Source organism: Winogradskyella sp. A2, from assembly GCF_046762865.1.
Taxonomy (GTDB): Bacteria; Bacteroidota; Bacteroidia; order Flavobacteriales; family Flavobacteriaceae; genus Winogradskyella.
The window spans coordinates 53,840-78,640 of the sequence record NZ_JBKQXM010000005.1; the positions used below are offsets into that span (position 1 = coordinate 53,840).

At 37.6% G+C, this 24,801-nt stretch carries 10 protein-coding genes; 6 read left to right on the top strand and 4 right to left on the bottom strand.

Translation table 11 applies throughout. The annotated features are described in order from the left end of the window. Positions 1–27 precede the first annotated feature (27 nt). Together ACFWV9_RS10910 and ACFWV9_RS10915 are read right to left on the bottom strand one after the other, a co-directional pair. Complete coding sequence (locus ACFWV9_RS10910) at positions 28–315, bottom strand: DUF2188 domain-containing protein (protein WP_411895250.1); 288 nt, start codon at positions 313–315, stop codon at positions 28–30. Positions 316–835: 520 nt separating this feature from the next. Next, positions 836–2,278 (bottom strand): OmpP1/FadL family transporter, encoded by a 1,443-nt coding sequence (locus ACFWV9_RS10915; RefSeq protein ID WP_411895251.1) that lies wholly within the window; start codon positions 2,276–2,278, stop codon positions 836–838. Between the two features lie 337 nt (positions 2,279–2,615). Here ACFWV9_RS10915 and ACFWV9_RS10920 point away from each other — a divergent pair, with 337 nt between their 5' ends. Genes ACFWV9_RS10920 through ACFWV9_RS10930 form a run of 3 tightly spaced genes read left to right on the top strand, consistent with a single transcriptional unit; the run spans position 2,616 to position 4,708 of the window. Continuing rightward, a complete protein-coding gene (locus ACFWV9_RS10920) occupies positions 2,616–3,863 on the top strand; it encodes an NAD(P)/FAD-dependent oxidoreductase (protein WP_411895252.1) in 1,248 nt (415 codons plus the stop codon). Between the two features lie 31 nt (positions 3,864–3,894). Next, positions 3,895–4,203: a TusE/DsrC/DsvC family sulfur relay protein gene (locus ACFWV9_RS10925; RefSeq protein ID WP_411895253.1), complete on the top strand. Its 309-nt coding sequence runs from the start codon at positions 3,895–3,897 to the stop codon at positions 4,201–4,203. Between the two features lie 31 nt (positions 4,204–4,234). Next, positions 4,235–4,708 (top strand): DsrE/DsrF/DrsH-like family protein, encoded by a 474-nt coding sequence (locus ACFWV9_RS10930; protein ID WP_411895254.1) that lies wholly within the window; start codon positions 4,235–4,237, stop codon positions 4,706–4,708. Positions 4,709–4,801: 93 nt separating this feature from the next. On the opposite strand, the gene ACFWV9_RS10935 is transcribed toward ACFWV9_RS10930, so the two are convergent. Further along, positions 4,802–5,803: a PorP/SprF family type IX secretion system membrane protein gene (locus tag ACFWV9_RS10935; protein WP_411895255.1), complete on the bottom strand. Its 1,002-nt coding sequence runs from the start codon at positions 5,801–5,803 to the stop codon at positions 4,802–4,804. Between the two features lie 7 nt (positions 5,804–5,810). Beyond that, positions 5,811–11,849, bottom strand: a complete 6,039-nt coding sequence (locus ACFWV9_RS10940) for a PKD domain-containing protein (protein WP_411895256.1) — start codon at positions 11,847–11,849, stop codon at positions 5,811–5,813. A gap of 291 nt (positions 11,850–12,140) precedes the next feature. On the opposite strand from ACFWV9_RS10940, the gene ACFWV9_RS10945 reads away from it, so the two are divergent. The 3 genes from ACFWV9_RS10945 to ACFWV9_RS10955 all read left to right on the top strand — a co-directional run bounded on the left by ACFWV9_RS10945 (position 12,141) and on the right by ACFWV9_RS10955 (position 24,770). Further along, a complete protein-coding gene (locus ACFWV9_RS10945) occupies positions 12,141–12,542 on the top strand; it encodes a DUF2452 domain-containing protein (RefSeq protein WP_411895257.1) in 402 nt (133 codons plus the stop codon). A 219-nt stretch (positions 12,543–12,761) separates the two neighbouring features. Then, on the top strand, positions 12,762–19,778 hold the full coding sequence (locus ACFWV9_RS10950; protein ID WP_411895258.1) for a choice-of-anchor D domain-containing protein: 7,017 nt from the start codon (positions 12,762–12,764) through the stop codon (positions 19,776–19,778). 222 nt (positions 19,779–20,000) lie between these two features. Beyond that, entirely contained in the window at positions 20,001–24,770 is a 4,770-nt protein-coding gene (locus ACFWV9_RS10955; protein WP_411895259.1) for a LamG-like jellyroll fold domain-containing protein, read from the top strand. Positions 24,771–24,801 lie beyond the last annotated feature (31 nt).

Here is a 24,801-nt window from a genome sequence, read left to right on the forward strand (position 1 = left end):
TAAACTAATCTCACAAATAGAAACCGATTAGTCATCATAGCTAATCCGATCTCGTATACCACCACTTTCGCGGTGAATAATAACATCTGCTTTTTTGCGCTTTGCTAAGGTTTTGGCCTTGCGTATGGCTGTACTCTGCTTTCTATGTTTAGATGTAATGCGTTTATTGCCTTCGCGTCTTACAGCCCAACCGTCTTCATAAGGAACGACATGCTGGTGCCAAGTGCGTTTTGGGCCAATATCTTTTCCCAAAGCTTTGAATATGGCTTCAATTAATTGGCGAATAGCATCTGCTATGGTGTTTTTTTTGGACATAGTTTTTTTAATTACTTAAAAGTAATCAAATTTTATATGTTCATTTTGGCTTGGTCCACTACTTTCATTTAAAACACTGTTTTAAATGGAGGTATATTGCGTTGCAAAAGCAAAAAATCGTTGTTGCCCATCTTTGTGAAACTTTTATTCTATTTTTTTTGCCTTACAGCTTTCTTCATTTTGTCTTAATATTACCTTCATTTTGTCTTGATACAAAACGAAGCAAAAAATCAAAACGATTTTTAGGAAATTACTGCGTACCATTCGCCACTAATTTTATATTTCTAAATCCTAAATTACTCTATTCTTCAATCCTTATTCTAGGTTATGATAAGCTTTTAAGCTCATTATTTCTGAAAATCGTTGGGTTGAATCATGATAAAATTCTGAACTCATTACTTCTCAAATCGTGGTTGCTAATCTTTATGGCATTCCTGTTCTAACAAAAAGTAAAATCCAGCACCGAAGTGCTGGATTTAAGGAAATAATCATTAAAAAACCGATAATTTTCACCGATATGTTAGTCCTTTGTCGCTTTCTTAAATGTGTAATTTACGCCAAACATAGCCATTGAGGTTGTCATCTCATAAGATACTGAGGTACCTGGAATCTTACCTAATGGATTATTTGGTGAAATGTTCATTGGGCTTAATAATTGGCCTTCTGTAGCACCATCGCTATCACCATAGTGGTAAACCGCATCTAGTCTCCAGTTATCATTAATCTCATAACTTAAACCAAATTGATACGCATGCTTTATAATTGCAGTTGCTGGTGTTGAGAAAAATGCTAATTCTTCATCAATAGGGTTTGTACTATAGGTATAACCTAAACGTAATGGTAATCTATTGATACCTTTATATTGTAATCCTGTAGAAATAATAGAGATATCTTGCCATCCAAAACCTTTTACTGATCCCGTTGGGAAACCATTACTGCCTATTTCCCAGCCACTAGCTTCAAAACCTTCCGTGTTTTCATAAAGTACACGTCTAAAATCTAAAGCAAAATCAAAATTAGTGAAGGAATAACCTAAACCAAGCGATACTATGGCAGGGTAATCCATTTGGAAATTAACATCTGGTGCATCTGTACCATCAAGGTATTCGTTATCAAATTCAAATTCACCAAACGTCTGATTAGTTTTATAGGAAGCACCTAGTTTTAAACCATGACCTGAATCATAGAATACACCAACCTGCGCACCAAAACCAAAGGCAGGTGTACTATCCGCTTTTGGATAGCCCTTACCTGTGCCACCCATTGAAGGTGGGAAATCTGGCGATGCTAATGGATTAGGGTTTAACTCTAATGCCGCATAGTTAAAGTTAGGTTGTATACCTATAGATATTTTATCTGTTAGCTCATAAGCATAAGTACCACTCACTTGCAATAACATATAATCGGACTCAATATGTCCAAAACCATTAAGCGCTTGTGGCCAGTTGATGGCATTGGAGTTGTTTGGATCCCAGTTCATATTTGGGTTACCACTCATATCCATTGGCAAATTTGTCTCTTGTGGAAACGTTACCCCAAAACCACTAATACCAAAGGCTGATACACCAAAGGTGTGCTTGCTGTTTTCTTTACCCCATACCATACCAATTGCTGGCATATAAGACATACCTCTGTCATCTTCAGTAGTACCAAAAGTTGCAGGAGATGCTGGTGTGCCAGGACCAAACGTACCAGCAGGATACAACATACCTGTTGGTAAGCTAGAACTTAATTCTGGTGATGAGAAGAAAAAGCCTAAATCAAACTTTAAGATCTTATCATCAAAAACTGAAATCGCTGCTGGATTCCAGTGCATAGCACCAGAAATATCAAGTGGTTGTGCCGTAGAGGCGCCACCCATTGACATGTTTATAGATCCGACGCCTTGCATAATATGACCAGTTTGGGCATATAAGCCAAGCGAAAATAGTAATACCATTAGTTTCATAAATGTTGTTTTCATGATAAGAAATTTTAAAACATCCTGCGAATAAAATTAGTTTAAGGACTAGGTTTATTAATCGCTTTATTGAATGTTGGTTAATACCTAGCTACACACAAAAGTATGTGGCAATTATTTACAGAAATATGACAAATATCATAGATGGAAATTCAAAAAATCAGAAATTTTTGAACCGCCCGAAACACCTATAAAATAAGGTGTTTTGAGACTATGGCCTTATGTAACATTTGTTACAATAAGACATGACAAATGTCATGCTTGGAGATGAGGTATCACCCTAACTTTACACCTAGAATAACAGGCCATGTCTTTTTACATGACCGCAAAACTAAACTCAATGAAAAATTTAGTGATCTTAGGTGCAGGAACAGCCGGTACGATGATGGCGAATCACTTGGTAAAAAAGCTTTCTAATAAGGAATGGCAAATTACCATAGTAGATCAATATAAAACCCATTATTACCAACCAGGTTTCTTATTTCTGCCTTTTGATATCTATACAGAAGATCAGGTAAAAAAGGTCGGTAAAAAATTTATTCCTAAGGGTGTAAACTACATTCAGAAAAAAATTGAACTGATCTCACCAGAAGATAATAAAGTCACCTTAGAAAATGATGAAACTCTTAATTACGATATTCTTATTGTTGCCACAGGATCTACAATAGCACCTGATGAAATAGAAGGTATGGACGGCCCAGAATGGCGCAAGAGTATTTTTGATTTCTATACCTATGAAGGTGCCAAAGCCCTTAGAGATAAGTTACGCGAATGGGAAGGTGGTAAACTCGTAGTGCATATTACAGAGATGCCAATTAAATGTCCTGTAGCGCCTTTAGAATTTGCATTTTTAGCAGATTCTTATTTTAAAAACAAAGGTATGCGCGATAAGGTAGATATTACTTATGTAACACCTTTAGATGGAGCATTTACCAAACCAAAAGCGACTAAAGCCTTACATCACTTGTTAGAGGAAAAACAAATATCTGAAGTTACTAGCTTTAATATTGAACGCGTAGATTACGAAAACAAAAAGATTATTGATTATGCGGATACTGAAGTAGACTACGATCTTTTGGTTACCGTACCTACTAATATGGGTGACGAACTTATAGAACGCTCTGGCATTGGTGACGACCTTAATTTTATCCCTACAGACAAAAACAGCTTACAGTCTAAGGCCTATGAAAACGTATTTGTTATTGGTGATGCCACTAACCTACCGACTTCTAAAGCGGGTTCTGTAGCGCATTTTGAAGCTGAAATACTTGAGGAAAACATATTGAAGTATATAAAAGGAGAACCTCTTGATGCTTCATTTGACGGCCATGCAAACTGTTTTGTTGAAACTGGTAATGGCAAGGCCTTATTGATTGACTTTAACTATGAGCAAGAGCCTGTAGAAGGAACTTTCCCAATTGCTGGTATAGGACCAATGCAATTGTTGAAGGAAAACCGCATGAACCATATGGGCAAACTAGCCTTTAGATGGGTGTACTGGAATATGCTTTTAAAAGGTGTACCAATTCCGTTTGTATCGGCAAACATGTCTACAAAAGGGAAAAAAATTGAAACCGCAACTGTTTAATTATTAATACAACTATTAAATTCTAAATATCATGAAAAAATTAATTGCCAATAGAGAAATAGATGTTAACGAAGAAGGCTATCTCGTTGACTTTAAACAGTGGGACCGTGAAATTTGTGAGTGTATTGCTGGCGAATGTAACGTGGTTATGACTGAAAAACACTGGGAAGTTGTGGAATATCTGCAAGATAAACACCATAAAGAAGAACCTTTATCAATACGAGGTATTAAAAAAAGTGGTGTGATAAACATTAAAGAATTCTATGGCTTATTTCCTGGTGGACCATTAAAAATATCGACTAAAATAGCTGGTATTCCTAAACCAAAGAGCTGTATTTAAGGCTTAATTATAATTTTAAAAACACATTATTATGGGTACAAAAGTTAAAAAAATGCTTTTCATATTATCCAAAGCAACAATAGAGAATGTTTACGCGGCATTTGTAATGGCGAATGGTGCACGTATGGAAGGTATTGAATCTGAAATATTCTTTACATTCTTTGGTTTAGAAGCCATACAGAAGAAAAAATTAGAAAATCTACACGTCGCTACAGTAGGTAATCCTGCAATGCACATCCCAACGATGCTTGGTGGTTTACCAGGTGTTGAGGCACTAGCAACTAAGATGATGAAAAAAGAGATGGAAAAACTAGATATGCCACCTGTTGGTGAGTTCTTAGAAATTCTATCGGATTCTGGTTGTAAACTTTGGGGTTGTAAACTGGCCGTAGACATGTTCCATCTTGAGGAAGATGATTTTATAGAAGAACTAGACGGAATAATAACTATTGGCGATTTCTATAGTCGTGCGGATCAAGAAGGTACGCACCTACTGTTTATATAATTTAAATACTTAGCAATAAGTTTTAATTGAGTTTAGACGTTATAGGTCATTGCGGTGAAAGTTTTTCATGACGAGACTTTTGCCGCAAACCTATTATCGCTTTCTACTGCGATCCGTATTACAGCGTCTACATCTTGACAGATAGGTTACCGATATCTCATAGACTCCATCTGTTCTTCCTATATTGGTTGTATTCATATCATAAGACAATCCAAATCGAAATTCATTATACTCCAATCCAAAAAACGCATTTACGGAGGTTAATAGGTGACTATTGTCATCATTCTTAGCAGGATTTGTGGCCGCAGTCACACCTATTAAGAATTCATTCACCTGAAACAAGGAACCTATATCCAATCGATTGTACTGCCCTTGTTGCATATAATTGGCCGTCATCATAATGCTATAATCATTCAAGAAGGGAAATCTATAGTTTCCATGAATGGAAAAGAAAATATCCAAGGGTAATTTTTCACCATCAACAAATGAGATATTAGGTGTATTGAGGTGTTTTGCCGAAAAACCAAACCAATAGGTTCTTCCGTTTAATTCTGCTTTTTCAAATACAAATCCACTGGAAATATCAGCAAAAAAAACATTCTCTACATTATTGCTCAATGGGTCTACAGAAACCGGATTAATAACACCTGTATCAATATTAATCTGGTCTGCCAAAGTGAGGTTTCTAAATCTAATATCCTTAAAGCCTAATCCTACTTCTATGGCAGGTCTAAAAAACCAACCACCGTTTAAATTCACACGATGTGCATAATTGGCATTAAGCTGGTAGAAATTGTAATTATTAAACGATTCGTGTTGCCAAAGGGCACTAATACCAATACCGAAACCTAAGCTTGGACCATAGTCATAGGACTTGTTAGCATAAGCATACTGTGTGTTAATCCTAAGATTCAGATTTGGCCATTGCGTTCTGCTAAGTACGCCAGCACTAATACGATCGTTATCTTCAAAACCGGAAAATCCAGGATTTAGGGTTTCTTGTATGTAATTGGACTGCGTGAATATTGGATCTTGTGCAGTTGCTGACCAAACGCAAAAAACAAGTACAATGCAGGCTATATGTCTTAACTTCATTCTTGTTTTACTTGATAAATACAAAGGCACCTTGTTTTTTGATTTCGTCACCATAGAATGTCTTGGCAGTGAATGTGTAATAATAATTTCCGTTTTCGACAATTTCGTCTTTTATAGTACCGTCCCATCCTCTTATATCATCACCAGATTCTGAATAGATTAAACTGCCCCAAGTATCAAAAATATTGAGCTCTAAGGTATTTAACCCTCTAAATACAGGACCGAAATAATCATTTAGACCATCTTCGTTGGGTGTAAAGGCATTCGGCATAATTAGTTTATAACCTTCTTCTACAACGAGTGTAATGACACGTTCGTATACACAGCCAAATGGATAGGTCACGGTTTGTGTAACAATATAGCTTCCGACTTCAAAATACGTATGCACCGGATTTTCTTCAGCTGAAAAACTTCCATCGCCAAAATCCCATAAAATACTCACATAGTCTCCCGTAGCTGTATTGGTAAATTCAATTGGATCTTGAATAGAATAAACACCAAAATTTAAGAATCCAAACGAAGAGACATCAAAATCAGGATCACCTAATTCTGGTATTTCAACGTTAAAACTAAAATTAGTAGTACAACCTTGACTATCGGTAACTTCTAACATTACTAGACCTTCCTCGTCTGTAGTCATTAGTTCATTATTGAGTCCACTTACCGTTCCACTAGACCACGTGTATTGAAATGGAGGTATGCCTCCACTTGCCATAGCTACAAAAGTCTGTTCTACAGTTTTGGTATCACAATCTACGTCGGTTTGTGTGTCTACATCCAGTGTTAATGGCTCAAAACGATTGACATCCCAGCTTCCTTCTATATCACATCCGTTAGCATCCGTAACTGTAACCACGTAAGTGTTTGGTGGTATATTGTCTAAATCTTCTGTAGATGCACCATTAGACCATGCAATAGTGAATGGTGGTGTACCACCTTCAATCAATAGGTTTATAGCACCACTATTGGTATCGTCACAATCTAAGGCATCAGTAATAATTGCTGATAATTGTAAAGGCAGAATATTAAATATGGTAAAACTTTCCTGGATAACACAAGGTGTACCATCCGTTATTGTTACCGAATAATTACCAGGAGCTAAATTATTACGCTCTACGCCAGCACTAGGATCATCATCCCAAACAACTGTTACTGGATCAATACCACCTTGAAAATTCAATACAATACTTGCATCATTTTCACCAGCACAAGACATTTGTGTCACTAAAGGATCAATTAAGAAAATTGGTGCTTCCTCTATTTCTATTTCAAAAGCACGCTCACAATCTTCAGAATCGGTAATCGTAATAATATAGATTCCAGCAGACAGATTAGTTTGACTATTTCCTGTTCCGAAATTGCTCCATTCAATAGTATATGGCGGAATTCCACCAGTGATATCATTTATAGTAATTGACGCATCATTATCACCATAACATTCTATTTCAGTCGTGGTAACATCAATATCAATTTGATCATTCTGTAGTACCTCAACCGATAAGGTATCCGTACAGTTGGATGTATCAGTAACAGTAAGGTTGTAAAAACCTGCAAATAAGGAATCTATATTTAGATCTGTACTTGTGTAACCATTTGGTCCAGTCCAAGAATAGGTATAACCTGGTCTTCCTCCTACAACATTAACCTCAATAGCTCCAGTATCTTCACCAAAACAAATAATATTAGTCTGTGTTATTAAAGTGGCTTGTAGTTCTGTTGGTTCAATTATTACAAAGGTTAGTTCTATTGGTCCACAATTATTGGCATCTGTCACTGTAATATTATAAGTGCCTGGACCCAAATTTGAAAGGTCTTCATCAGTTGAAAATGGTGTGCCATCCAATGTCCAAGTATAAGTATATGGCATTGTACCACCAGCAACATCAACATTTATTTCTCCATCATTAGCTCCAAAACACGAAATGGTTTCAGGATCAAAATCAACAAAACTAAACGTAAGCTCATCTGGTTCTGTCACTGTAAAGGTTTCAGAATACGGACAACCGCCATCATCAATTATATCTAATGTGTAAGTACCTGCTTCGAGGTTAAAAATATCTTCATCTGTACTTATAAACCCATTTGGCCCAGTCCAATTTATAGTATACGGATTACCTGTTGTGAATGGTACACCACCTGTTATATCTATTTCAATAGATGAATTATTAGATTGATAACAAATATTATTAATTACTGCTGAGGCTACTGAAATTGAAGGGTTAACGGTAACAACTACTTCAAAATCGGCACCAACACAATCTCCTGAAGTTGGCGTAATGGTATAAGTAACTGTTGAAGGACTCGTTGTGGTGTTTACTAATATCTGACTTATTGTTGTTGAAGCTGTAGATTGATCTGTTGCTCCTGTTACAGAACCAACAGGTGTTACCACTGGTGTTGTCCACGTGTAGGTGGTATTTGCCGGAACAATATCACCAGATGTTGTATCTGGGATGTAATTAAATGCATTGCCACTACATATTAATGCTGTACCATCAGAAACACTTGGTGTTTGATTCACTATAATTTCAGCCGTTTGAGAAATTATTTCAGAACATCCACCAGAACTGAAAGTTAAAACAGCATAATAATAGGTGGTTCCTACTGTGTTAACAGGCGGATCATAAGTGTTTGTTGTTACACCAGTAATTGGTGTTCCTGAAGTTGTATCGTCAATTGTATTTTCATACCACTGATAGGTTGGTGTACCTGTACCATTTGAAAATGATACCACAAGTGATGCCGTGGATTCACCTATACACAATTCATCTGAAATTGGTTGCGCTGTAAATTGAGCTCCTGGGTTAACCTCTACTTCACTTGTATCACTGATCACCTCACAACCCGACACATCTTGTGTCACTTCACAATAATAATATAATGTGCCAACTGTATTGGTTGGTGGTGTATAATTTGCGTTAGTTGCACCTGTAATCAATGTGCCTCCTACATTACTATTTATGGTGTTAACATACCACTGATAAGAAATGTTTCCTAAACCACCACTTATTTGAACCTCAACATCTTGAGAGGTTGTATTTTCACAAATACTTTGGGTGGTAATCGGCTGAGATGAGATAACTGGATCATCTACAACAATAACCTCAGCAACATCACTTAAAAGTCCTGGGCAACCATTAGCAGTATAACTAATTTCTACATAGTAATAATAGCTTCCTGTTGTATTAAAAACTGGAGGTGTGTATGATGAAGCTGTAGCTCCTGGAATTAAAGTACCACCTGTATTATTATTTATTGTGTTTAAATACCATTGGTAGTTTACAGTACCAATTCCACCTGTTAAGTTAATAGAGAGGGCATTCACTGTACCTCCATTACAAATAGATTGTGTTGGTAATGGTTGTGCTACAAATTGTGCGGCATCTGCAACTTCAATAGAAGCCGTGTTTGAGGTAATTTCATTACAACCACCTGTAGAGAATGTAATGACTACATAATAATATGTTGTACCCACTGTATCCGTTGGTGGTGCATAATTTACAGTTGTTGCTCCTGCTATTGGTGTACCTGTTGTATTGTCATCTACCGTATTCTCATACCATTGATAAACTGCTGTACCTGTACCTTGAAAGGTCACCGTTAAATCATTGGTTGTACCATTTAAACACACTTCATCTGATATAGGTTGCGTTAAAATTAGCGGTGCTGGCTCTACAATTATTTCAAAATTTATAGGCGAACCAATACAACCGTTTAATTCAGGTGTAACGGTATAAATCAATGTAATGTCAGAACTTGTAGTATTTACAAGTGTTTGAGCAGGTATGGTATCCGTATTTCCATTTGGTATATAGCCTGTTAAACCGACAGGATTATTTGAAGTCCAAGTATAAGTTGTACCTGGGAAATCTGAAGTAATACTAATTTCATTAGACTGTGTCCCAGAGCAAATGGTTTGAGATAAATCTGTATTTGTTATGGAAGGGATATCATTAACAGAGAATGTTTCTGAAACTATGGATGTGCCACAACTCGTAGTAATTTCAAAAGTAACTGTATAATCACCAACTGAAGCATATGTAATTGTACCGGGATCTAATTGATCTGAAGTTGCCGGTGTACCACCAGGAAAAGTCCAGCTGTAAGTAATAGTCTCAGTTGCAGGTGCACACACCTGTACATTGGCAACAGGATTAATAGATGCTGAACCACAAAAATCAGGTATGGTATTTAAGGTTGATGCTGGTGGTTCCTTCACTTCAACAATTTGCGTTGTTGTATAATCGCCACAAGTGTTAGTAACCGTCATAGTCAATTGGTAGGTACCAGCACTGTTGAATTGGAACGATGGATTTTCTGAATTCTCAGTAGTACCATTGGTAAAATTCCATGATGCAAATGTGCCACAAAAATCAGGTGCATATGCCACTTCCCATAGATAGGTTTCTCCACCGCAGGAATCAGATAAATCAGTGGTATTGGTAGCATTAACATCAAAAGGTATACAGCCATTATTATTATCTAATGCAAAATCAGCAACCAAATCTGATTCGATACAAATTTGATATTGAACCGGATCTGCAATACCACAAAAATTCTCTTCAATTAGTGTTACAGTATATGTTCCTGGAGCTGTATATATGTGCGTAGGGTTTTCTAAATTAGAGGTTGTACCATCACCAAAATCCCATGAGTGATTCGCTATTGTGGTACAGTTTGGTCCGAAACCACCAGTTGTTGTATTAGTAAATTGTATTTCTGTATTGACACAGCCAGGCGTTTCAAATTCAAAATCAACTGCTGGCTGATCTAATATAATAATAGGTCCTGCTGTTAGTACAGTTTGTCCACAAGAGGTGGCAATAACCAAGGTAATTGTATAAAAAGGAACCGGACAATTAGATTCGGTATACTCATGAGGTATCGGAAAAGGATCAGCTAAAGATGGGTTATTAGGATCATAATTGGCAGTTGCCGCAATAAGTTCTGCCTGCGTATATTGAGCTGTGGTTCCGTCACCATAATTAATAAAATAAGTGGTGTCAGGTGGATTAGTTCCCCAAGACCCTATTGCAAAATCAAGTTCGTTGATAGGTAAACATAAATTGACCGTGTTACCTGGACTTATAATCGCCCCTACCGGATTACTAGAATTCTTTACGAGGATGGTCTCAGTAGCATTACATCCTGTATCTCCATAACCTGTAATGACCATATTAAAGGATCCTAGTTCGGCATAAGTATGTGAAATTGGGAATGTAATATTTGTTTCTGAAGTGCCATCTCCCCAATCAATATCATAGCCTGTTATACAGGCTGTTGAGGTAGACGTGTTTCCTACATTAACAGTATAAGAAGGGTCCACCGTGTTATTACCACAGTTATCAAATGGATCGGTAAAAATCGCATCTAAGTCTTCAAAACTTAAATCTGGCCTTTGCTCTACATTAATAACTGAAGAAAAACTAGTACTGCAACCATTGGCGTCAGTAACGGTTACTTCTGCAGTGTAGTTTGAAAAACCACAACCAAAAGCATCATATATATGTTCAGGGTTTTCGTCTGTTGAGTTAATACCATCACCAAAAGCCCAATCGTAAGTGAATGGTCCATTACCTGTTACGTTTGATGTAAACATTACAGGGTCTGCTGAACATCCACCATCATTAAAGGTAAAACTAACCGTTGGTGGTTCTGCAACTGTTATAGTCGCTGTTCCTGAAACTACCTCAGTATCATTATTATCGTCAGTAACTGAAATCAACTCATATACAAAATCACCAGCTACGTTAGTATTTACATCTACCGAAACAGAATTATTGTTACCCGTTGTAGAAACGGATTGATTTGCTCCTCCATTTATTGTATATACAAAAGTGTACGGTGTATCTCCTCCAGATCCAGTGAAGGTTATTTGAGGTAAGGGAGTCTCATTTAAACATACGGTAGCGGTACCAGAAATTGTTGCATTAGGTGGAAGTTCAAATATTGTAGAAGTCCAATACTCATTAAAATTACTTTCAGTTAAAATGCTGGTTGCTAGGTTAAATGCACCAATACATCCAAACAAAAAAGTGAATGCCAAGACAAGTAGGTTATATCTATTTTTAAGCATAAATCTTTAATAGCTAATAATTTAAAGCGTTCCAATGTAACTAAATTCTTATGAAATAAATAATTGTATAAAGATTTTTCGATAATGTCTCAATTTATTCTATAAAAAATAATAGCCCTAATTTATCTAGGATTATTGTAAAAAACTAGACGATTAAATGCTAAATTATCGCAACACCAAGCTCATAATATATTATTAAAGCCTATATAAAATGAAAGTGTATTACTTAACTTTGCACCATAAATATACTTTGTAAGTATTATGAAAAAGGAGAAAAAACCAGATCAAGTTGTTTATAATACAGAAACTCAGCGTTATGAAGCACACCTAAAACCTTACGCAACAGATTTGGTGGCACCTGTTATTACTTCTACAGATTCTATTGCCTGGAAAAACAGGAACATTAATAAGGTTAACAGACATATACAAGCCAAGTATAATGAGCTAAAATCTGCTTACAATCAGATGATGGAGCAGTACGAATTTAATAATCTGGTTTATAGTGCATCTTTTAATTTTGAGCCTGTAATCGGCGAAAATTATCATTTATATAAAAGAACAAACGAAACTACTTTCCTCTCTATTATTTCTCCCGAAGAATGCAACTTTAATCATATTGGTAGTTTCTATCTTGATTCAGATGGTATTTGGCACAAAATCTAGTGAAAAAATCAAAATCCTAAGTTTTTTCACTTAGCTAATCATTACATTCTTAACACTTTATGATATTAGACAAATAAAATCCTTGATTTTTACAGATTATAATTATATGATTTTCAAATAGTTATAATTTAATTGTGCATTTCATCGATTTTTTTTGCATTTAATGGGATGTCAGTATATATTTGCTTCGAATTTAGTCCCAAACTAAGTTAACCGCTTATGAAAACTATTACCCACCCCAAGCTAAGGGCTTTTGTCCTTATGCTATTCACAACTGTGTGTGCACTGGCGCAAACGCCAGATTATAATGTACAACATTTACAAGACGATATTGCTAATACAGGAGGTTCAAACACTGGTTTTACAGCTGTTTCCTCAACTGCAAGTGCATTTGCATTAGCTAACAATAACAGAAAAGTTAGTGCAGGTGTTAATGGAAATGGAGGTAACTTAGCAGCCGATGATCTTTCAGGTGCAAGAGTTCTTACTGCTACTAATACCCTAACCTATTATAGGCAAGCTGGATCAATAGCTTCTAATACAAGATTTAACACGTCCATATGGGAATATGTAGGTCCTGTTGGAGGTGCAAATGAAATGATTGTGCGAGGTCGTTATGCGGTATCGCTTAATGGTGCAACAAATAGTGTTACACAAGGTTTAAGTGGAATTACAAACGCTAACGATTGTATTCCTTTTATTACTGGAATATTGACTAATGATGGTGCTGCTGGTGCAGATACAGGAACTGCTGTGGCTTATCTAGAAAATGCCACAACACTACGAGTTCAAAAAGGTACTAACACAAATAATGTAACTGTTTATGTAACGGTTGTTGAATTTACAGGAAGTAATTGGACGGTATTACATGGTGACTCAGGAAATGTTGCAGGAGATACTGGAACCATAACACTCAGAGATGGGTCCGACGGTACAGGTACAGCCACAAACGTTAGTGCATGGAGCGATGCTGTTATGTTTAGTCATCACAGAGCAGATAATGCTGCAAGTGGTGTAAATCAAGCCATAGAAGATAACTGGCCAGTAATGGCACCAGGCTCTAATAATCAAAGTGTAGATTGGACATTTTCGGGAGGACATTTATCAGATGGTACCAACCGTCAATTTGTACATGTTTTGGCCAATACCAATCTAAATGTAACGCGATATACAAATACGAGTAATGCTGCAAACGCAACAACAATAGACATTACATCAGCTGGATTGAGTAATGTAAATGAAGCTTTAATTGTTGGTACATCTATAAGTAGTGGTGGTGGTACCGCTTATGGTAGAGGTTGGAGAAACTACTATTTAAACTCTACAACACAAGCTGCGCATTGGGCGCATAGAAGTGGCAACACAATGAGCCATAACATACAAATCGTTGATTTATCAGGATTGGTAACTTTAGCTTCGGGACCAGAGATGAATGTACAAGGAAACGCAACGACCATTGCAGATGGAGATACTACTCCTGCAACAGCTGACGATACGGATTTTGGATCTGTTAGTACAATTTCCTCACAAGCAAATATATTTACGATTCAAAATTTAGGAACTACAAATTTAAATTTAACTGGCGGTTCACCTTATGTTACAATTGGTGGAACACATGCAGCAGATTTTACAATAACAATAATTCCTGGTGCAACAATTGCATCATCCGGTTCAACGACTTTTGAAATAACATTTACACCAGGAGCTGCAGGCTTAAGAACTGCAACGGTATCTATTGCTAATGATGATAGTGATGAAAACCCATACAATTTTAATATCCAAGGTACAGGAACCACACCTAGTTATTGTGCTGCAAACGGTAACAATGACAGTTTTGAATATATAGGCAATGTAACTTTAAATACAATAAATAATACTTCTGTAGGAGGTACTACATCTACTGGATATTCTGATTTTACAGGAATTTCAACATCTTTAACACAAGGTGCAGTATATCCAATATCTATAACACCAGTTTGGACAGGAACAGTTTACACCGAAGGCTTTGCAGTTTATATTGATTTTAACCAGGATTATGATTTTGCCGATGCTGGTGAGCTAGTATTTACAGCAGGTCCTGATACTGTTTCACCACAATTAGGTAATATAACGATTCCAGGTGGTGCAACAGTTGGTAATACTAGAATGCGTGTCATAATGGATGATGCAAACCTTCCAGTTGGACCATGTGGTACTCATAATTATGGTGAGGTGGAAGACTATACAATTACTATTGCGGCTTCATCACCATTAGCGGAGATTAATGTAACAGGTAATGGCACGAATATAGTTTCAGGTGACATAACGCCAAGTACAACAGATAATACAGATTTTGGCAATGTTGACATCGCAGGTGGTACCCAAGCAAATTCTTTTATCATAGAGAATTTAGGAGGTACGAATACACTTAATCTTACCGGAGCTTCGCCTTATGCAATAATCGGCGGTACACATGCCGCTGATTTTACAGTAACAACAATACCCTCCAATGCAATAACAGCTGGTAGCAATACCACTTTTATAATTACCTTTGACCCAAGTGCGTTGGGTATAAGAACAGCAACAGTTACAATTGCAAATGACGATTCTGACGAAAACCCATATACTTTTAGTATCCAAGGGAACGGATTTGTTCCGCCTCCATGTGGTTCAACTGTGGTACATACTGCAAATTTTGAAAGCGGTTTAGACGGCTGGACATCAGGTGGTGCAGATGCTTCTAGACAAAATAATGCGACTTGGTCATACCAAGGAAGTTATAGTCTTAGAGTAAGAAACGTTGATGCAGTTGGTTCAACAACTTCATTTGATTCTCAAGCATTTGATTTATCTAACTACAATAAAGTAGACTTTAAGTTTTTCTTCGCACCAAACAGTGTTGAAGACACAGAAGAGTTTATGTTAGAATATAGTAGTGATAATGGTACAAATTGGACAACCGTTCAAATTTTTGAAGGTGGATCTATTGCAGCGAAAACTGCAGATTTTGAGTCTACAACAAGTGCTATTTTTTATGGTAAAATTGTAACACTCAAAGACACCGATTATACATTCCCTGCCTCTACAGTATCTCGATTTAGGTTACGCTGTAATGCCAGTGCTACTGATGATGAAGTCTATATTGATGAAATCACAATTACAGGTACTAGCTATTGCACACCGACAGAAGGACCAGGTGGTGTTAGCTCTGATTTAGATTTATGGTTGCGTGCAGATATGATAGATGGCGTAGATGAAGATGCCGATGGTGCTTTAGTCTCTGATTGGTTTGATAACGGAAAGGGTAATCATGCTTCTACAATGGTATCTGGACTAGAACCAGTATATAGAGACAATACAACAAATAATATAAATTTCAACCCAGTAGTTGAGTTTGAAAACAATAATAACACTGCTAATTCTGATATGACCTATATCATTAGTGACGGGAGTCGTGATGAATTAACAGGTACAGGTGGTTTTAATAGTGCTGATATGTTTGTTGTGATCGTACCAGATCCAACAATTACAACAACTATGATTCCTCTAGATACATTTACAAGCTCAGATCCAACCGTAAATGACATACAGGCGGAGGATGTAACCGGTTTTGGATATGGAGCATATAGTCAAAGATTTACAAATGAATATTTTGGTTATTGTTTAGGAACCTCACAAGCTGGACCACCAATTACTGGATATGGAAGAGGAGATACGGCTGGAACTGTTGATTATAATCAAATTGGTATTATTAACATAAGACACAATGGAGCTGTAAACGACATGGACATGTATCTAAACGGCAATACCATTGGTAATGTAACTAGTGACGCACCAGATTTTTCAACAGTGGCAAACACAAAATATTGGTTAGGACGAAGTCAATACTGGAATGGTAGTTTTGATGGTAGAATTGCAGAGGTTATTACCTACTCCTCCACTCAAAATGATGGTGATGCCACACAGGCACGAAATAGAATTCAATCGTATCTCGCCATTAAATATGGTATTACTCTTGGTGTTAATGGTACATCGCAAGATTATGTAAATAGTGACGGTACCGTCATTTGGGATCAATCTGCAGATGCTGCAGCCTATAATTATGATATCGCAGGTATTGGTAGAGACGATGCCTCTGAATTAATACAAAAACAATCAAGCAGTATAAATAATGCTACAGATGTTGACGGCCCTATAGAAGGTGTCATAACAGTTGGCCTTACCGATATATACAATACCAATAAAGAAAATAAAGACTTAAATGCTACAACCCTAGGAGACAAAGAGTTCTTAGTATGGGGTAATGATGGTACAGACTTAAACTTAGCCGCTTCAACAATTACTGTAAATATGAGTGCTGGTATTGCACCTGCACTAACTACAGACGTGACCTTCACGGCCATGCAACGCACTTGGAAATTTGTTGAGACTGGCGGTGATATACCAGAAGTTAAAGTAAGCATACCCCAAAATGCAGTAAGAAATATTACACCTCCTGGTCATTACTACATGTTCATCTCTGATACTGGGATTTTTGACCCTACTGCAGATTACAGAGTAATGACTGCAGATGGTAGTGGCAATTTAGAAACCACCTATGATTTTGATGGTACCAAATTTGTAACCTTTGGTTATGCGCCTCAAATCATAGCAGAACGATCTGTTTATTTTGATGGAGCAGCAGATTATATTGATGTTGATGACCGTTTAGATTTAAATCCTGCTGAATTTACAATCTCTGCATGGATTAAAAGAGATGCTGCCGATACAGGTACAGCTTCTATAGTATCTAAACGTGACGCGACCTTCACAGAAGGATATGATTTGAGAATATTGAATGATAACAGAATTGAGATAATTTGGAAAAATGGTACAGACCAAAGTTTAATATCAAATACAAGCATTCCAGATGATGAATGGCACGAAGTTGCTGCGATTTATGATGGTACACGTGTCTCCTTATATATTGACGGTGTTGAAGATAACACTGCAAATAGAACTGCTCCTGTAGCAACTAATGAGAACTTCTATATTGCCGCTGCAGGTAAAAATACACCTACACAGTTCTTTAGAGGAAACATTGATGAAGTTAGAGTGTGGGACGCGGCCTTATCTGAAGACGAATTGCGCTTTGTAATGAATCAGGAGATCTCTGATAATTCTGGTCAAGTAATGGGTAATGAATTACCAACTTCAATATCTAGAAATGACATAGACGTTATTCCTTGGACAGACTTGGCAGGTTATTACCCAATGTCAATCTACACCTATACCAATACTGATGATTTATCAGGTAATGGCAACCAAGGTGCATTAAGAAACTTAGATACCGTAGACAGACAAACTACTCCATTGCCATATGAATCTACCCAGAATGGTGATTGGGATACAGACACAACATGGACCAATGGTGACGTAAACGTATTGCCAGGCACAGCTTCTATAGTTGATAACACTATTACGGTAGACTGGAATATTGTTAGGACATCCCACGATATCACTATGGACAACTCTTCATTGCCAGCAGGTAATAATGATATAAGAACTGTTCTTGGATTGTATGTTGACGCGAATGAATTGACCATAGATGGTGACAACAGTACAGATACTGGGCACGCCATTAACGTATCGCATTACCTGAGCCTTACAGGTAAATTAGACCTTGAAGGTGAGTCTCAGTTGATACAGGAAGAAGATTCTGACCTCGATGTTGCAGTGAACGGTGAACTGGAAAGAGACCAGCAAGGTACAGCTGATACCTTTACTTACAACTACTGGTCTGCTCCTGTTGGAGACACAGATATTGCTACAAACAATTATAGCTATGCGCTACAAGATATTTTTTACGATGGTACTAATGCAGTTAATTTTGACAATGCTAGTTTAAATGGTGCGGCAACAAGCCCTATTACCATTGCAGATTACTGGATCTGGAAATACGCCAACCAGCCAAGTGATAACTATGCGTCTTGGCAACATGTAAGAAGTACCGGTACCCTTAATGCTGGTGAAGGTTTCACCATGAAAGGCCCTGGTACAGGTGTTATTTTAGCGGAACAGAACTATGTGTACCTTGGTAAGCCAAACAATGGTGATATCAACCTTACCATTACTGGTGGTAACGATTACCTATTAGGCAATCCTTATGCTTCTGCTATAGATGCAGATCAATTTATCAGGGACAACGGACCTGAACTACAATATACAGACCCAGGATCTACTCCTGAAAGCAACCCATTGTTGAGCGGTACGCTTTACTTCTGGGAACATTGGGGAGGCGGATCTCATATTCTACAAGAATACCAAGGTGGATATGCAACCTACAATTACTCTGGTGCAGTCGCAGCAGCGTCGATAGGCACTAACGATCCCGATGTTGGTACAGGTGGTACGCCTACCAAACTACCTGGAAGGTACATCCCAGTAGGTCAAGGATTCTTCGTAGTTGGTGAAAACACGGGTACGATAAACTTCAACAACGGCCAGCGTGTGTTCCAGAAAGAAGGTGGTGCATCGTCGGTATTCGTTAGAAATGCCACTGCTCAAAATTCTAGTGACAACCAGGTTTCTGACGAAAGAATGAAGTTTAGAATTGGCTTTAACTCGGTTAACACTATCCACAGACAGTTGTTGTTGACTATTGATGAAAATACGACAGAAGGTGTAGACTGGGCCTACGATGCAGTGCTCAACGAAGAGCAGATAGACGATATGTACTGGATTATCAATGACGAGGCCTATATGGTACAGGCCAATAGCGAAGCTGAAGTTGATACGGTCTATCCATTAGGTGTTAAGACAGATACTGACGGTAACAATACCATTACTATTGATGAGTTGGAAAACGTACCTAGTGATGTAAACATCTATCTGCACGATAAGGTATTGGAGATCTACCACGATTTAAGAGCAAGCGATTATTCTATCTTCTTGAATGCTGGTGAATATCTAGATCGTTTCGAGATTACATTCGGCGTTAATGGCGATGCCCTTGGTATTGATGATATTGAGAGTGAATCCCTGGATGTACTCTACTCCAATGACATAGAAAAAATTGTACTGATTAACCCTAATCTTATTGAAGTGAGTTCTATCGAGCTGTTCAATATCCTGGGACAATCTGTACATCAAATAGAAAATATTTCAGAGAGCGGTTACTCTGAATATGACGTTGAGAATTTAAGTACTGGAACTTATATTATTAAGTTATATACTGCAAGCGGTTCGGTATCTACTAAAAAAGTTTTGGTTAAATAATTTTGCCCCAAATCTTAAATCTTAACCTTAAAAACCCTGACACAGTCAGGGTTTTTTTGTGACCAAAGCTGAAGTAACGGGTCATAATAATAGAAATTTGACTTAAATTTTGGTATTATTTATGCATTTCATCGAATATATTTGCATTTAAAGGATATAAGCACTACGTTTAGCCTACCTATTACCCTGGAAATTTAGTCCCAAATCTAAATTTAACCGCTTATGAAAACTTTTGCCCTAAAAGAAGGTTTATTCTTTTTATGCGTTGTTTTTGTGTTTACATCCAGTGTTTATGCATATCCAACAAAAGAAATAGGTAAAGAATCTTTAAAGATTGACAATCATGTCATTACGTCAACTATTGATGCCGTAAAAACAAACAAATCATCATTTTCATGTGGTACTACAACCGTAGTGCATACTGCAGACTTTGAAAGCGGTTTAGACGGTTGGACATCTGGTGGTGTCGATGCGTCTAGAGTTAATAGTGCAACATGGTCTTATCAAGGTAGCTGGAGTTTACGTGTACAAGATGATGATGCCACGGGATCCGCTTCTTCTTTCGATTCTCCCGCTTTTGACCTTTCAAGCTATAACAAAGTAGATTTTAAGTTCTTCTTCGCACCAAGAAGTGTTGAAGACACCGAAGAATTTATGATTGAGTATAGTGATGATAATGGTAGTACATGGACAACCGTTCAAATATTTGAAGGAGGATCAGTTGCTGCAAAATCAGCAGACTTTGAATCTACTACATCAGCTATTTTCTATGGTAAAATTGTAACACTCAAAGACACCGATTATACATTCCCTGCCTCTACAATTTCTCGTTTTAGAGTGCGGTGTAATGCTAGTGCAAATGATGATCAAGTTTATATAGACGAGGTAACAATTACAGGTACAACTTATTGTACACCAACAGAAGGACCAGGTGGCGTAACCTCAAATCTTGACTTATGGTTAAAAGCAGATATGTTAGATGGTATCTCTGAAGGAACAAACGGTACTGATGTCACAGAGTGGATTGATAATGGCAAAGGAAACCATGCAAATACCATGGTACCTGAGTTAGCTCCAGTTTATAGAGATAATGCAACTCAAAATTTCAACTTTAATCCTGTCATTGAATTTGAAAACAATAATAATACGGCCAACCGAGATATGACCTACATCATTAGTAATGGCAGTAGAGATGAACTAACAGGTACAGGAGGATTTAATAGTACAGACATGTTTGTAGTGATAATGCCAGATCCTACAATCACAACATCAATGATTCCCTTGGATACCTTTACTAGTACAGATCCTACAGTAAATAGTACACAAGCCGAAGATGTAACTGGTTTTGGATATGGTGCTTATACTGGTCGATTTTCAGGTGAATATTTCACATATTGTCTAGGAACAACCTCTGGAGTTGGAGGACCGGGATATGGTAGAGCAGATACCACTGGCTCCAATGACTATAACCAAGTTAGTATTATTAATATTCGAGAAAATGCCACAGCCACAGAAGTAGATATGTTTCTTAACGCAAATACTGTAGGCAATATTTCCAATGATGTACCAGACTTTTCAACAGTTGGTAATACAAAATATTGGTTAGGACGAAGTCAATACTGGAATGGTAGTTTTGATGGTCGTATAGCAGAGATAATTACGTATTCAGCAACGCAAAATGATGGAGACGCCACACAGGCACGTAATAGAATTCAATCGTATTTGGCCATTAAATATGGTATTACACTGGGTGCAAATGGTACATCGCAAGATTATGTAAATAGTGACGGTACAGTCATTTGGGATCAATCTGCCGATGCTGCAGCTTATAATTATGATATTGCAGGTATCGGTAGAGACGATGCCTCTGAATTGAACCAAAAACAATCCAGTAGTGTAAATGATGCCGTTGATGGTACAGGACCAATTGAAGGTATTTTAACTGTAGGTCTTACAGACATCTATGACACTAATAAAGAAAATAAAGACTTAAATGCTACAACCCTAGGAAACAAAGAATTCTTAGTTTGGGGTAACGATGGTACAAACTTAAACTTAGCTGCTTCAACAATTACTGTGAACATGAGTGCTGGTATTGCACCTGCACTAACTACAGACGTGACCTTCACGGCAATGCAGCGTACTTGGAAATTTGTTGAGACTGGTGGTGATATACCGGAAGTTAAAGTAAGTATACCTCAAAACGCTATCAGAAACATTTCACCTCCTGGAAGTTATTTGATGTTTATTTCTGATACGGGAATTTTCGATCCTACAGCAGATTATAGAATAATGACTGCGGATGGAAGTGGAAATTTAGAAACCACTTATGATTTTGATGGCACCAAATACGTAACTTTTGGCTATGCGCCTCAAGTCATTGTTGAGCGTTCGGTTTATTTTGATGGTGTCGTTGATTATATAGATATCGAAGATAGATTAGATATCAACCCTACAAACTTCACAATTTCATCATGGATTAAGCGTGACGCAGCCGATAGTGGTACCAAATCAATAATCTCAAAAAGAGATGCTTCGTTTTCATCAGGCGGATTTGATTTAAGGATTATTGATGATAACAGAATACAAGTCTATTGGAAAAATGGTTCTAACCAAATACTACCTTCTATTACAAGTATACCAGATGATGAGTGGCACCATGTAGCCGTCACCTATAATGGAACCACCGTTAAGATTTATATAGATGGTGTTGAAGATAATTCTGCAGCAAAAACACCACCCTTAGCAAATGATGAATCATTTTACATTGCCGCTGCAGGTAAAAATACACCTACACAGTTCTTTAGAGGAAACATCGATGAAGTTAGAGTTTGGGATACTGCCTTATCTGAAGACGAATTGCGCTTTGTAATGAATCAGGAAATTGAGGATAACTCAGGTCAGGCAATGGGTAAAGTTTTACCTTCTGCAATTACCAAACATGATATAGACGCAATCCCTTGGACAGACTTGGCAGGATATTACCCAATGTCAATTTACACCTATACCAATACGGATGATGCTTCGGGCAACGGTCGTCAGGGCGCATTAAGAAACTTAGATACCGTAGACAGACAAACTGCTCCATTACCATATGAATCTACCCAGAATGGTGATTGGGATACAGACACAACATGGACCAATGGTGACGTAAACGTATTGCCAGGCACAGCTTCAATTGTTGATAACACTATTACGGTAGACTGGAATATTGTTAGGACATCCCACGATATCACTATGGACAACTCTTCATTGCCAGCAGGTAATAATGATATAAGAACTGTTCTTGGATTGTATGTTGACGCGAATGAATTGACCATAGATGGTGACAACAGTACAGATACTGGGCACGCCATTAACGTATCGCATTACCTGAGCCTTACAGGTAAATTAGACCTTGAAGGTGAGTCTCAGTTGATACAGGAAGAAGATTCTGACCTCGATGTTGCAGTGAACGGTGAACTGGAAAGAGACCAGCAAGGTACAGCTGATACCTTTACCTACAACTACTGGTCTGCTCCTGTTGGAGACACAGATATTGCTACAAACAATTATAGCTATGCGCTACAAGATATATTCTATGATGGTACTAATCCTGTAAATTTTACTGGATCAGGATTTGACGGTGCTGCAACGAATCCTATAACCATTGCGGATTACTGGATTTGGAAATATGCCAACCAACCTAGTGATAACTATGCGTCTTGGCAACATGTAAGAAGTACCGGTACCCTTAATGCTGGTGAAGGTTTCACCATGAAAGGCCCTGGTACAGGTGTTATTTTAGCGGAACAGAACTATGTGTACCTTGGCAAGCCTAACAATGGTGATATCAACCTAACTATTACAGCAGGCAATGATTACCTAGTTGGTAATCCTTATGCCTCGGCCATAGATGCCGATCAGTTTATCAGGGACAACGGACCTGAACTACAATATACAGACCCAGGATCTACTCCTGAAAGCAACCCTTTGTTGAGCGGTACGCTTTACTTCTGGGAACATTGGGGAGGCGGATCGCACGTCTTAGCAGAATACCAAGGTGGGTATGCAACCTATAATTATTCTGGTTCCGTCGCTGCAGCTTCTATTGGAACAAACGATCCCGATGTTGGTACTGGTGGTACACCTACCAAATTACCTGGAAGGTACATCCCAGTAGGACAAGGATTCTTCGTAGTGGGTGAAAACACAGGTACGATAAACTTCAACAACGGCCAGCGTGTATTCCAGAAAGAAGGTGGTGCATCGTCGGTATTTGTAAGAAATGCTACTGCCCAAAATTCCAATGACAATGTAGCATCTGATAACAGAATGAAGTTTAGGATCGGTTTTAATTCGGTTAACACCATTCACAGGCAATTGTTGCTGACTATTGATGAAAATACGACAGAAGGTGTAGACTGGGCCTACGATGCTGTTCTTAAAGAAGAGCAGATGGACGATATGTACTGGATCATCAATGACGAGGCCTATATGGTACAGGCAAATAGCGAAGCTGAAGTTGATACGGTGTATCCTCTTGGCATAAAAACTGATACGGATGGCACAAATACCATTACAATTGACAAATTGGAGAATGTACCAAGTGATGTAGATATCTATCTACACGATAAGGTATTGGAGATCTACCACGATTTAAGAGCAAGCGATTATTCTATCTTCTTGAATGCTGGTGAATATCTAGATCGTTTCGAGATTACATTCGGCGTTAATGGTGATGCCCTTGGTATTGATGATATTGAGAGTGAATCCCTGGATGTACTCTACTCCAATGACATAGAAAAAATTGTACTGATTAACCCTAATCTTATTGAAGTGAGTTCTATCGAGCTGTTCAATATCCTGGGACAATCTGTACATCAAATAGAAAATATTTCGGAGAACGGTTACTCTGAATATGACGTTAAGAATTTAAGTACTGGAACTTATATTATTAAGTTATATACTGCAAGCGGTTCGGTATCTACTAAAAAAGTTCTGGTTAAATAATTTTGCCCCAAATCTTAAATCTTAACCTTGA